The organism is Deinococcus rhizophilus (genome assembly GCF_030271215.1).
Lineage (GTDB): Bacteria > Deinococcota > Deinococci > Deinococcales > Deinococcaceae > Deinococcus > Deinococcus rhizophilus.
Map to the genome: position 1 here is coordinate 1 of NZ_JASNGB010000084.1, position 12627 is coordinate 12627.

General features: G+C 68.0%; 9 protein-coding genes. 4 read left to right on the top strand and 5 right to left on the bottom strand.

From position 1 onward, the window contains the following. Both QOL99_RS09945 and QOL99_RS09950 read left to right on the top strand, forming a co-directional pair. Positions 1 to 321: TrkA C-terminal domain-containing protein (locus QOL99_RS09945; RefSeq protein ID WP_285523468.1), on the top strand; the 321-nt coding region annotated here is incomplete at its 5' end. 176 nt (positions 322 to 497) lie between these two features. Beyond that, positions 498 to 1739 carry an MFS transporter gene (locus QOL99_RS09950; RefSeq protein ID WP_285523470.1) on the top strand — a complete coding sequence of 414 codons (1242 nt, stop codon included), beginning with the start codon at positions 498 to 500 and terminating at the stop codon, positions 1737 to 1739. A 187-nt stretch (positions 1740 to 1926) separates the two neighbouring features. Here the strand turns inward: QOL99_RS09950 and QOL99_RS09955 are convergent, their stop codons facing one another. Then, on the bottom strand, positions 1927 to 2682 hold the full coding sequence (locus QOL99_RS09955; RefSeq protein WP_285523472.1) for an amino acid ABC transporter ATP-binding protein: 756 nt from the start codon (positions 2680 to 2682) through the stop codon (positions 1927 to 1929). 225 nt (positions 2683 to 2907) lie between these two features. On the opposite strand from QOL99_RS09955, the gene QOL99_RS09960 reads away from it, so the two are divergent. Then, positions 2908 to 3873, top strand: coding sequence for a TAXI family TRAP transporter solute-binding subunit (locus QOL99_RS09960; RefSeq protein WP_285523474.1), 966 nt, complete (start codon positions 2908 to 2910; stop codon positions 3871 to 3873). 73 nt (positions 3874 to 3946) lie between these two features. Beyond that, complete coding sequence (locus tag QOL99_RS09965) at positions 3947 to 6109, top strand: TRAP transporter permease (protein WP_285523476.1); 2163 nt, start codon at positions 3947 to 3949, stop codon at positions 6107 to 6109. A gap of 241 nt (positions 6110 to 6350) precedes the next feature. On the opposite strand, the gene QOL99_RS09970 is transcribed toward QOL99_RS09965, so the two are convergent. The 4 genes from QOL99_RS09970 to secA all read right to left on the bottom strand — a co-directional run bounded on the left by QOL99_RS09970 (position 6351) and on the right by secA (position 12349). Next, positions 6351 to 7133: an amino acid ABC transporter permease gene (locus tag QOL99_RS09970; protein WP_285523478.1), complete on the bottom strand. Its 783-nt coding sequence runs from the start codon at positions 7131 to 7133 to the stop codon at positions 6351 to 6353. A gap of 160 nt (positions 7134 to 7293) precedes the next feature. Then, positions 7294 to 8049, bottom strand: a complete 756-nt coding sequence (locus tag QOL99_RS09975) for an ABC transporter substrate-binding protein (RefSeq protein WP_285523480.1) — start codon at positions 8047 to 8049, stop codon at positions 7294 to 7296. A gap of 149 nt (positions 8050 to 8198) precedes the next feature. Beyond that, on the bottom strand, positions 8199 to 9461 hold the full coding sequence (locus QOL99_RS09980) for an ABC transporter ATP-binding protein (RefSeq protein ID WP_285523481.1): 1263 nt from the start codon (positions 9459 to 9461) through the stop codon (positions 8199 to 8201). Between the two features lie 272 nt (positions 9462 to 9733). Then, a complete protein-coding gene (gene secA / locus QOL99_RS09985; RefSeq protein ID WP_285523483.1) occupies positions 9734 to 12349 on the bottom strand; it encodes a preprotein translocase subunit SecA in 2616 nt (871 codons plus the stop codon). Positions 12350 to 12627 lie beyond the last annotated feature (278 nt).

The window sequence follows — 12627 nt, forward strand, 5'->3', positions numbered from 1 at the left end:
ACGATTCGCCGCGCCCCGGCAGCCACCGCCCCCCTGCTGCCCCTGCACGCCGCCCCGCCCGAGGAAACCGGGACGGGCCTCGCCCCGCTGGAGTCCGAGCAGGAACTCTACCGCCGTGCGGTGCCGCGCAGCTGGGCGGGCGCCCGGCTCTCGGTGCTCTCCCTTCCCCCCGGTGTGGAGGTCGTGGGGGTGGTGCGCGGGGGCACCGTGCGGGTGCCGCGCCCCCAGATGCGCCTGACCGCCGAAGACGAACTCGTGTTCCTGGCCCGGCCCGACGCCTACGCCGCCCTGGAAGGGGTGCTGCGGCTGCCGGGCGTGTGAGGAGCGGGGGGGGGCTGAAGCCCTGGAGCAGTCGACGAAAAAAGACCCCCTCACCCCGCTGAGGCGCAGCGCCCCTGTCCCAGGGAAGAGGGCCCTGCAGCACTCGGCCGGTCAGGAAACCCCGCCCCTGCTGACCACCGACTCCTGACGGCCGGAAGCTCGCCCATAATGCCCCGGTGACTGCCGTTCCGCCCTCCTCCCGCGACCCCTGGACTCCCAACGAACGCCTCGGCATTCTCAACGGCTGGCTGGTGTCGGTGGGGGACGGGTTTCTGAGCGTGTCGGTGGTCGTGGCGGGCTTCGCGGCGCGGCTGGGGGCGCCCAATTTCGTGATCGGGCTGCTTCCGGCCATCGCGGGGGGCGGGTGGATGCTGCCGCAGTTGCTGGTGGCCTCGCGGGTGCGGTCGCTGCCGTACAAGCTGCCCGTCTACCGCTCGGCGGCGCTGGTGCGGCTGCTGACCTACCTGGCGATGGTGGTCGTCGCGGCGACCCTGGCCGACCGCCCGGCCCTGTGTCTGACCCTCTTTGTGCTGGCGATGATGGTCAACGCACTGGCCTCGGGGGTGGCGGGCCTGCCCTTTCTGGAGGTGGTCAGCAAGACCGTGTCCCCCGAGCGCCGACCTCGGTTCTTCGCCACCCGCAACCTGTGGGGCGGGCTGCTCGCGTTCGGGGCGGGGCTGGCGGTGCGGGGCATCCTGGGGTCGGACCTCGCGTTTCCCTACAACTACGCGCTGCTGTTCCTGCTGGGGACCATCGCCTTCACGGTGGGCTACGGCGTGTTCGGACGGGTGGAGGAGCCACCGGACGAGCCGCTGTCACCCGGCAACCTGCGCGACGAGTTGCGGGCGATTCCGCAGACCCTGGGGGACGCGCACTTCCGGGCCTTCCTGCGCGTGCGGTTGCTGCTGGCGGCGGCGAGCATGGCCGAGCCCTTTTACGCGGTGTACGCGCTGCGCGACCTGAATTACCCGGTGGCCACCCTGGGCACCTTCGTGATGGCGCTGACCGGGGCCGCGCCCCTCTCCAACCTGGTGTGGCGCCGGGTGGCCGAGCGCAAGGGCTCGCGCCGGATCATCCGCTACGCCAGCGTCAGCGCGGGCCTCGCGCCGCTCGTGGCCCTGACGGTGGGGGAACTGGGGCTGCCCAGCCTCGCCTACCTGGGGGTGTTCGTGCTGTCCAGCGTGGCGCTGCAAGGCTTCAACCTCGGGCACACCAACCACCTGCTGAACATCTCGCCGCCCGAGTCGCGCAGCCGGTATATCGGCACCCTCAACACGCTGGTGGGCGCGGCCCTCTTCGCCCCGGTCGCGGGCGGGCTGCTCGCGGACGCGGCAGGCTACGCGGCGGTCTTCGTGCTGAGTGCCGCTCTGTACGCGGCGGCGTGGTGGTCCTGCGGGCGGCTGCGGCGGGACGCGTAGGGTGAGTGACTAGGAGCCGGTCGCCAGAGAGCGGTGGTTGCCCTGGCGACCGGTAATCTTTGGTGGACGTACCACAGCAGTGGGTAAGTTTCTGCTTTTCGCTCCTCCCCTTGAGGGGGGAGGCCGGGAGGGGGTGAACAGGCCGGGCATCCAGAGAAATGAGCTTTCTCTTGCTTGTGGTCCTCCACTAATGCCCCAGAATCTTGCTCAGAAACACCCGCGCCCGCTCGTGCTGGGGATTGGTGTAAAAGGCTTCCGGCGTGGTGTCCTCCACGATCTGCCCGGCGTCGAAAAAGAGGATGCGGTCGGCCACCTCGCGGGCAAAGCCCATCTCGTGCGTGACGACCAGCATGGTCATGCCCGAGCGGGCGAGTTCCTTCATCACGTCGAGCACCTCCTTGATCATCTCGGGGTCGAGCGCGGAGGTCGGCTCGTCAAAGAGCATCACGCGGGGATCCATCGCCAGGGCGCGGGCGATGGCGACGCGCTGCTGCTGCCCGCCGGAGAGTTGCGCGGGGAACTTGCCCGCCTGCTCCTCGATCCCGACCCGCCGCAGCAGGTCCAGGGCACGCTGCTGCGCCTCGGCCCTGCTCGTCCGGCGCACGCGGGTGGGCGCCAGCGTCACATTGTCCAGCACAGTCAGGTGCGGAAAGAGGTTGAACGACTGAAACACCATCCCGACCTCGCGCCGCACCGCGTCGAGGTTGCGGGCCCCCTGCAGGGGAATGCTGTCCACGACGATGCTGCCCCCGTCGTGGGGATCGAGCGCGTTGAGGGTGCGGATAAAGGTGCTCTTGCCGCTGCCCGACGGCCCGATCACCACGACCACCTCGCCGGGCTGCACGGTCACGCTGACCCCGCGCAGGGCGTGGAAGGAGCCGAAATGCTTGTGCACGTCCTGCGCGACGATGATGGGCTCGGCAGCGGAAGCGGGCTGGGTCATGGGGGCAGTGTAGCGGGGACGGCGGGCCGGGGGCTTTTCCGCCTTCAGGCCCGGAGAGCGGGGGAAGCCGCCAGCGAGTCGTCCAGCGCCGTCCCCCCGTCCCGGCCTGCTGCTCGCCCCGCCCGCAGGACTGGCCGGAAGCGTCGCCATTTGGGATAAGCTGCCCGCACATTCCACCTTTCACCGCGGGCTGCCCCTACCGGCGCAGACCCCACAGGAGACCCCATGAAGCACCGCAAGCGACTGCTGACCGCCGCCGTCCTCGGCACCGCCGCCCTCGCCGCCGCGCAGGGCACCACCTTCCTGACCATCGGGTCGGGCGCCACCACCGGGGTGTACTTCCCCGTCGCCACCGGCATGGCGAAGCTGATCACCGACGCCAACACGGGCGTCCGCGCCAACGCCCGTTCCACCGGCGGCAGCGTCTTCAACATGACGGCGCTGGGCACCGGGGAACTCGACGCGGCCGTCACCCAGAACGACGTCGCCTACTACGCCTACCGGGGCACCGGCCTGCAAGCCTTCCAGGGCAAGGCGAACAGCAAGCTCCGCACGATGGCGGTCCTCTACCCGGAAGTGCTGCACGTGGTCGCCCGCAAGGACGCCCGCATCAACTCCATCGCCGACCTGAAGGGCAAGCGGGTCGTGATCGGGGACCTGGGCTCGGGCACCGAGCAGACCGCCCGGCAGGTGCTTGAGGCCTACGGGCTGAACTTCGACGACCTCGGACAGGCGCTGCGGGTCTCGCCCGCCCAGGGCATCACGCTGATGCAGGACAAGCGGGCCGACGCGCTGTTCTACACGGTCGGCGTGGGCGCCAGCGCCATCAGCCAGATCGCGCAGACGGTGGACATCAAGATGGTGCCGGTCGCGGGCAACCAGGCCGCCGCGCTGATCAAGAAGTACCCCTTCTACGTGCGCTACAACGTCCCCGCCCGCTCCTACAAGGGCGTGGGCGCCACCGTCCCCAGCGTGGCGGTGCAGGCGACCCTGGTCACGACCTCCGACGTGTCCACCGACGCCGTGTACAGGGCGATGCGGGCCGCGTTCGGCAACGAGGAGGCGCTCAAGGCCCTGCACCCCGCCCTCGCGCAGAACTTCTCCTACGCCAAGGCCGTCAAGGGCCTGCCCGCGCCGCTGCACCCCGGCGCCGTGCGCTTCTTCCGCGAGAAGGGCGTCAACGTCCGCTGATCCCTGACGCTGGGGCCAGCCGCCCGACCCGACGCGGCTGGCCCCTCGCTTTTCTCGATGAAATGAGGACCCTATGAGTGACCCCACAAGGCCGATCTCCACCGATCCGGCCCTGGAGATGACGGAGGGCGAGCGCCGCGCCCTGGAAATCGTGGAGGCGAACGAGACGGGGGGGCGGCAGCTGTCCGGCCCTTCCCGGTGGCTGGTGACCCTGGTCGCGCTGGCGTGGTGCGGCTTTCAGATGTACGCCGCGCAGGTCGGCACGGTGGACACGCTGCTGCTGCGGGCCACGCACCTCGCGTTCGCCTTCTCGCTGGCCTACCTGGTGTTCACTGCGCGCAAGACGCCGGGACAGGCGCAGCGGGGGGTGCCCTGGTACGACTGGATTCTGGGATCGGGCGCGGTGGCGACCACCATCTACCTGATCACCCATTACCCCACCATCGCCAACGTGCAGGGCGGGGCGCTCAACCCGGCCGACGTGTGGGTGGGAAGTGCCTTGATCATCCTGCTGCTGCTCGCGGCGTGGCGCACGGTTGGGATCGCCATGCCCATCGTGGCGAGCGTGTTCATGCTGTACGCGCTGACCGGGCCGCGCGGCCTGATCCGGGGCGACCTCGGGCCGCAGCTTCAGCTGCACGCGGGGCAGACCTGGCCGCAGGTCGTGGGGCAACTGTTCGCCAACACCGAGGGCATCTTCGGGACCGCCATCGGCGTCTCGGCGCAGATCGTCTTCCTGTTCGTGCTGTTCGGGGCGATCTTCGACAAGCTGGGCGCGGGCGAGTGGTTCATGAACGTGGCGCAGGGGCTGCTGGGCGGCTTCCGGGGCGGCCCGGCCAAGGCCAGCGTGCTGAGCAGTGCCCTGAACGGCATCATCAGCGGCTCGTCGGTGAGCAACGTGGTCACGGGCGGCAACATCACCATCGGCACGATGAAGCGGGTGGGCTACTCGGCCGAGAAAGCCGGGGCCATCGAGGTCGCCAGCTCCAGCAACGGCCAGCTGATGCCCCCGGTGATGGGCGCGGCGGCCTTCATCATGGCGAGTAACCTCAACATCGAGTACCGCACGCTGATCCTCGCGGCGGCGATTCCCGCCTTCCTGTGTTACGGGGCGCTGCTGGTGGTCACGCACATCGAGGCGCTCAAGCTGGGGCTGCGCGGCCTGCCAAAGGATGAACTGCCCTCGGTGCGCCGGACGCTGCGGGCAGGCTGGTACTACCTTATTCCGCTCGTCTACCTGATCGGCACGCTGACCATCAACCCGGAAGCCACCCCCGAGCGGGTCGCGCTGAACACCATCTTCCTGATGATCGGGATGTTGCTGGTGCAGGAGGCGTGGCGGGGGCGGCAGGACGGACGCGGAGTCGGGCACGGCCTGCTGAACGGCGGGAAGCGGCTGATGGAGGCTGCCGAGGGCGGGGCGCGGTCCATGATCGGCATCGCCATCGCCACGGCGGCCGCCGGGATCATCGTCGGGATCGTGACCATCACCGGGCTGGGCTTCGGGCTGGCCAACATCGTGGAAACCGTCAGCGGAGCGTTCCGGGGCCTGTTCACGGTGCTCGGGGGGCTGCTGCCCGGCGTGGACACGGCCTCGGTCGTGACGGTCGGGACCATGATCGTCGTGCTGCTGATGGCGCAACTGATCGCGTTGATCCTGGGCATGGGTCTGCCCACCACCGCCAATTACATCCTGATGAGTGCGCTGATCGTGCCCATCATCGCCCAGATCGCGGGGCTGGACACGACCAACCCGGCGCAGATGCTCCCAGTCCACATGTTCGTCTTCTACTTCGGCATCATGGCCGACTCGACGCCCCCGGTCGCGCTGGCTGCCTTCGCCGCCGCCGCGATCTCAGGCGGCAATCCGGTGGCGACGGGCGTGCAGGCCTTCCAGTACGAACTCAGGACGGCGCTGCTGGCGTACATGATGTTCTTCAATCCCGCCCTGCTGCTGATCGCGGGCGGCCGGCTGGGGGGCCTCCCCTGGGGCGAGGCGATCCCGATGATCCTCTTCGCGTTCCTGGGGCTGGTGGCGTTCAGCGCCGCCACCCTGCGCTACCTGCACCGCCGCACCAACGTGGTGCAGACGCTGGTGCTGCTGGTCGCGTCGTTCATCCTGATCATCCCCACGGCGCTGGTCTGGAACCTCGCGGCGCTGGCCCTGTTCGCCGGGGTGTACTTCTGGCAGAAGGCCGGGAGCCGCCACGAGCCGCCGGGGGTGGCGGTGGCGTAGCGCGTAGCGCCGTCAATGGCGAGTCGCCAGCCATACGGACTCCGTCTGTTTCGTGAACAAACCGGCGCTCTTCCGGTTTGTTCACTCCACGCCCGGAACCCGTTTTTCTCCTTCTCGCTCCGCTCGGATTTCAGGTTTACGCGTCAACCTTTCAATCGGAGTCCGGATCAGAACAGCGGGAGCCCCCAGCCTGTGCGCCGGGGGCTTTTGCCTGGGAACTGATTGCTGGACTGGCGATCCTCTACCGCGTGGCGATCCTCACCCGCTTCTCCAGCTGGTCGGTAAACAGCGTCATCACGGTGGTCAGGGCGAGGTACACGCAGGCCACGGTGGTCAGCACCGGGATGGGCTGGAAGGTCTCGCTGGAGACGCGGTTCCCGGCCAGGGTCAGCTCCAGCAGGGCGATGGTGGACGCCAGCGACGAGTCCTTGAGCAGCGCCACGAGGTTGTTGACCAGCGGCGGCACCACCACCCGCATCGCCTGCGGCAGCACCACCGTCTGCATCGTCTGCCCCCCGCTGAGGCCCAGCGAGCGGGCGGCCTCGGTCTGCCCACGCGGAATCGCCAGAATCCCGGCGCGGACCACCTCGGCGTTGTAGGCCCCGACATTGAGCGAGAGCGCGATCACGGCGGACCAGAACTCGTTGAGTTCGAGGTCGATGCCGATGCCCTGGAGAATCAGCGGCAGCGCGTTGTACACGAACAGAATCTGCACCAGCAGCGGCGTGCCGCGAATCAACCAGATAAAGACGCTGGCGGGCGCCCGCACCAGCCACAGGGCACTCGTCCGCATGATGCCCGCGACCATGCCGATCAGCAGGCCGATCAACCCGCTGACCACCGTGAGCTGCAGCGTGATCCGCGCCCCCTCCACGAACAGGTCGGCGCGGGGGCCGATCGGGTCGGGCATCTGGCGCAGGATCAGGGTGATCAGGAAAAACAGCAGCAAAAAGGCCGCCGCTGCCCCGGCCACCCAGCCCACCAGGGCCAGCCCCCCCAGCGGCCTGCGGGCCGGAGCGGTCACGCGGCGCTCCGGCGGCTTTCAGCGCACCGGCCGAACAGACAATGAAACTCGTGTTGCATTGGGCCGATGATGCCACAGCCGCTGGCAGCCGGAGCGGCACAGACCAACAGGGGGAGGTGGGCCGGGCTGGCCCCCCCTCCCCCACCCACCGCCCCGCGCTTCAGCGGCAGCGCACGTCCTGCCCGAAGTACTTCTGGCTGATCTTGGCGTAGGTGCCGTTTTGCTGCGACCGGGCAAGGGCGGCGTTCAGTTCCTTGAGCAGGCTGGCATTGCCCTTCTTGACGGCCATCGCCACCCGCTCGTTGAACAGCAGGTCGCCCTGCCTGATCTTGCCCTTCTGCGCCTTCACGAGGTCGATCCCGGTGAACTTGTCGCCCACCCAGGCATCCACCCGGCCCGCCATCAGCGCGGCCTGCGCGGCGGTGTCGGTGGGGTAGGTCTTGACCTCACCCACGCCGGGCACCTTGCGGACATTCTCCAGGTAGGTGGTGCCCACCTGCACGCCCACCCGCTTTCCCTTCAGGGCGGCGGCGGTCAGGGGGCCGCCCGGCTTGGCGACGATGGCCCCGCCCGTGCAGTAGTGCGGCGTGGAGAAGTCCACGGCCCTGGCCCGCTCGGGGTTGATGCCGTGGCTGGCGATCACGAAGTCGTAGCGGTTCTGGTTGAGCCCGATCAGCAGGTTGTCGAAGGGCTGGGTGGTCCACTCCACCTTCAGCCCGAGCCCCTTGGCCATCGCCTCGGCGAGTTCGACCTCGAAGCCGGTGAGCTGCTTGCCCTTCAGCAGGTTGAAGGGCGGGAAGGCGCCCTCGGTGGCGATCTTGACCGTGCCGGACTTCTTGATCTCGGCCCAGGTGCGGGCCTCGGCGCTGGTGGCGAGCAGGGCGAGGGCGGTCAGGGTCAGCAGGGCTCGTTTCATGGGTGGACCTCCGGGAACCACAGGGACTGCTGCGGCCTACTCTAGCGTGCATGGATGAAGAAAATGCAACCCAAAAGCAGCAATTGAAAACCGGAGCATCGCTCCCACCTCCCAGATGGAAGGTGCGGGACGCTCCGGCCTGTCGGGGATCAATCCTTGGTGGAGATCACGGTGACGGTGGAGGGGCCAGGGCTGACCTGGGTTGTCTGTGGGGCCACGGCGGCGGGCGCGGGCGTCCTCACCGGGGCCTGACCGGTCTCCGGGTACTCGTACCCCAGGCCCTGGGTGTCGGCCTGTCCGCGCTTGCCCGTCGGGGTGCCCCGGTCGATGGCGAGTTCAGTCTCGGCATCGAACGCGTGCAGGCGCGTCTGGTCGATCAGCAGGTCGATGTCGTCGCCCACGTCGAGGGGAGCCTGGCCCTCCACCTTGGCGGTCAGGTGCTGGCCCTGCACGTCGATCACGAGGTCGGTCTGGGCGCCCAGCGGTTCCACGACCACGACCTGCCCGCGCAGGACGTTCTGGCCGTGCGGGAGGTCCGTGTGCCCCATCACGCCGACATGCTCGGGGCGGATGCCCAGGTGGACCTCGCGGCCCTCGTAGGCCCGCAGGCTCTGCCCGAGGCGGCCCATCGCGGCCACCCGGCTGCCGCCGATCACGAACTCGCCGCCCTCGACCCGTGCGGTCAGGAAGTTCATGGAGGGGCTGCCGATAAAGCCCGCCACAAACCTGTTCTGCGGGAAGTCGTAGAGATTCATCGGCGTGTCGACCTGCATGATCAACCCGTCTCGCATCACCACGATGCGGTTGCCCAGCGTCATCGCCTCGACCTGATCGTGGGTCACATAGACGATGGTGGCCCCCAGACGGCGGTGCAGCTGGGAAATCTGCGAGCGCATCTCGACGCGCAGCTTGGCGTCGAGGTTGGAAAGCGGCTCGTCCATCAGGAACACGGACGGCTCGCGCACGATGGCGCGGCCCATCGCCACGCGCTGGCGCTGCCCGCCCGAGAGTTCCTTGGGCTTGCGCCCCAGCAGGTGCTCGATCTGCAGAATGCGGGCGGCGTCGCGCACCCGGCGGTCGATGTCGGCCTTGGGCGTCTTGCGCAGCTTGAGCCCAAAGGCCATGTTCTCGTAGACGTTCATGTGCGGGTACAGCGCGTAGTTCTGAAACACCATCGCGATGTCGCGGTCCTTGGGCGGCACGTCGTTGACCACCCGCCCGCCGATGCTCAGCACCCCGTCGCTGATGTCCTCGAGCCCCGCGATCATCCGCAGCGTGGTCGACTTGCCGCAGCCCGACGGACCCACGAACACCATGAACTCGCGGTCCTCGATATGCAGATTGAAGTCCTTGACCGCGTGGTGCTTGGTGCCGTAGCGCTTGTTGATGTTCTCCAGAACGACTTCTGCCATGACGCTCTCCTTACGCCCCTGCTCTCGCCCGTGAGTGTGCCGCCTGTGGATCAGGGCAGCGGGTCGGGCGACCGGGGTTCGCCTAGAACCTGGGTGAACGCTGACGCGGAAACGGACAGGGGTAGTGTACTCCGGACGAGACAGAAATCGTGACCTGGGCGCCATAGGAATGGGGTATGACGGGGCCTGACCCTCGGCTGGTGGTGACCCAACGACGGGGGCGGCCCCCTCACCGGGAGCCGCCCTCCGTGTCCTGTCCGTGTGGCCGGGGCTTACGCCGCGCCCTGAGCGCCGAACTGCATCTTGAAGATGTACTTGGTGACCTCGCCCTTGAGGGTGTCGATCATGTCGTTGAACATGTTCGTGGCCTCGAACTTGTACTCGGTGAAGGGGTCGCGCTGGCCGTAACCGCGCAGGCCGATGCCCTGCCTCAGCACGTCCATGCCGTGCAGGTGCTCCTTCCAGTGCTGGTCGACAAGTTGCAGCAGCACGTAGCGCGACAGGCTGTTGAGCATGGTGGGGCTCAGCTCGTCCTTGCGGGCGTCGAAGGCGTCGGCCACGGCTTCCAGCAGCTGCGCGTGGGCAGCGTCGGGGTTCATGCCGCGCATCGCCTCGAAGTCGTAGCTCTCCAGCGGGGGCACGGCGTCCACCATGTTGGTCCGCAGGGTCTCGAGGTCCCAGCTCTCGGGCGCCTGATCGAGCGGCGCGTAGTAGGCGAGCTGCATCTCGGCGAAGTCGGCGATCATGCCCTCGGTCGATTCCTCGACGTCCTCGTCGGTGCCCAGCAGGACCTCACGGCGCTGGGCGTAGATGGTGTCACGCTGCACGCTCATCACGTTGTCGAACTCCAGCAGCTGTTTGCGGATGCCGAAGTTGCGGTCCTCCACGCGGGCCTGCGCCTTCTCGATGGCCCCGGTGACCATCTTGGCCTCGATCGGCTGGGTGTCGTCCATGCCGAGGCGGTCCATCATGGCGACCACGCGGTCGTTGGCAAAGAGGCGCATCAGGTCGTCCTCGAAGGAGACGTAAAAGCGGCTGGAGCCGGGGTCGCCCTGACGTCCGGCGCGGCCGCGCAGCTGGTTGTCGATGCGCCGGGACTCGTGGCGCTCGGTGCCGATGATGTGCAGCCCGCCCAGCTCCTGCACCCGCTGGCGGTCGGCCACGGTGTCGCTCTGGAGTTGCTGCGCCTGCCGGATAAAGTCGGGCACCATGCCGGGAATCTGCATGCCCAGGTGCTCGGCCTCGGGGTCGCCCCGGCTGATCGCCTTGATAAAGCCCTCGGCCTCGGGGGCAAAGCGGCTGATGCCGAAGTTCTGCTCGACGGCCTCGCCCAGGATGAACTCGGCGTTGCCCCCCAGCATGATGTCGGTGCCGCGCCCCGCCATGTTGGTGGCGATGGTGACGGTGCCGCTGCGGCCCGCCTGCGCGATGATGCTGGCCTCCTGCGCCTCGAACTTGGCGTTCAGGACGGCGTGCTTGATCTCCGCTTCCGACAGCAGCGCACTCAGCTGCTCGCTGGTGTCAATGCTGGCCGTACCGATCAGGATCGGGCGCCCGCCCGCGTGCATCTCGCGGACCTCGTTCACGACGGCGGCGTACTTGCCCATGCGGGTGCGGTACACCAGGTCCTCGGCATCCTTGCGCAGAATCGCCCGGTTGGTCGGGATCACCAGCACGTCCGAGCCGTAGATATCGAGGAATTCCTTTTCCTCGGTCTTGGCGGTGCCGGTCATCCCGGCGAACTTGCCGTACAGGCGGAAGAAATTCTGGTAGGTGATGGTGGCGAGCGTCTGGTTCTCGTTCTCGATCTTGACGCCTTCCTTGGCCTCGATCGCCTGATGCAGTCCCTCGCCGTAGCGGCGGCCCGGCATGCTTCTCCCGGTGAACTCGTCGATGATGACGACCTCGCCTTCCTCGTTGATGATGTAGTCCTTCTCGCGCTGGTACAGCTCCCTGGCCCGGATCGCCTGGGTGATCATGTGGGCCTTGTCCATGTTCTCGGGGCTGTAGAGGTCGCCCAGCGACAGCAGCCGCTCGATCTTGGAGATGCCCCCCTCGGTGAGGTGGACCTGCTTGCTCTTTTCCTCGATGGTGTAGTCGCCGGTCGGCTCGGCCCGCTTGCCGGGTTCGGCGGGCTCGCCCTTCTGCAGGCGGCGAATCAGCTTGGCAAAGAGGTAATACTGGTCGGTCGCCTTTTCCGCCGCGCCCGAGATGATCAGCGGGGTGCGGGCCTCGTCGATCAGGATGGAGTCCACCTCGTCGACGATGGCGAAATTCAGGGGCGATTCGGCCCGCAAGGAGAGCTGCTCGCGGCTCTGGGCCATGTTGTCGCGCAGGTAGTCGAAGCCCAGCTCCGAGTTGGTGACGTAGGTGATGTCGCAGGCGTAGGCGGCCTGCTTCTGGTGCGGCTGCAGGTCACGGCTGGCGAGCCCCACGGTCAGGCCCAGCGTGCGGTACAGCAGCCCCATCTCCTCCATGCCCACCCGGGCAAGGTAGTCGTTCACCGTGACGAGGTGGGTGCCCTTGCCCTCCAGCGCGTTGAGGGCGAGGGCCAGCGTGGCGACGAGCGTCTTGCCCTCGCCGGTGCGCATCTCCGCGATGCGGCCCTGGTGCAGCGCGGCCCCGCCGATCAGCTGCACGTCGTAGTGCCGCTTGCCGATGGAGCGCCGCCCGGCCTCCCGGATCAGGGCGAAGGCCGGGATAATCACGTCGTCGAGGCTCTCGCCGCCCTCCTGCACGCGCTTGCGCAGGGCCATAAAGGCTTCGGCGAGGTTCTCGATCTTCTGGGTTTCTTCTTCCAGCGCGTTGACGGGCTGCACGACCGTTTTCACGATTCGCGCCACGTCGCGCTGGTTGTTGTCAAACACTTTGTTCAGGACACGAAACATGATGCGCGAGTATAGCGCGTGGCCCGGCTGCCCATCGCCAGATTTCAGTAAGTGCAGTGTAAGAAACTTGAGCGTAGGAGGCTCAGCGGACGGGGGGTGGGAATCTGGACAGACAGACCGGAAGGGGGGGAACGACCAGGCCCGTCAAGGGGCAAGACGCCCGGCCAACTTCAAGTCCCTCGGCGTCTCGCGGCTCACTCCCTGGGAGGGCTGACGCTCCTACGGTTTCCGTCCAAGGCTCTTCCTGGATTCCGGGGAGCTGAGGGGTAGCGGGGGTA

What these genes read in the sequence shown, in the direction of transcription:
- secA (WP_285523483.1), bottom strand. Translation starts at nt 12,349, where the DNA reads ATGTTTCGTGTCCTGAACAAAGTGTTTGACAACAACCAGCGCGACGTG.
- QOL99_RS09960 (WP_285523474.1), top strand. Translation starts at nt 2,908, where the DNA reads ATGAAGCACCGCAAGCGACTGCTGACCGCCGCCGTCCTCGGCACCGCC.
- QOL99_RS09975 (WP_285523480.1), bottom strand. Translation starts at nt 8,049, where the DNA reads ATGAAACGAGCCCTGCTGACCCTGACCGCCCTCGCCCTGCTCGCCACC.
- QOL99_RS09965 (WP_285523476.1), top strand. Translation starts at nt 3,947, where the DNA reads ATGAGTGACCCCACAAGGCCGATCTCCACCGATCCGGCCCTGGAGATG.
- QOL99_RS09980 (WP_285523481.1), bottom strand. Translation starts at nt 9,461, where the DNA reads ATGGCAGAAGTCGTTCTGGAGAACATCAACAAGCGCTACGGCACCAAG.
- QOL99_RS09955 (WP_285523472.1), bottom strand. Translation starts at nt 2,682, where the DNA reads ATGACCCAGCCCGCTTCCGCTGCCGAGCCCATCATCGTCGCGCAGGAC.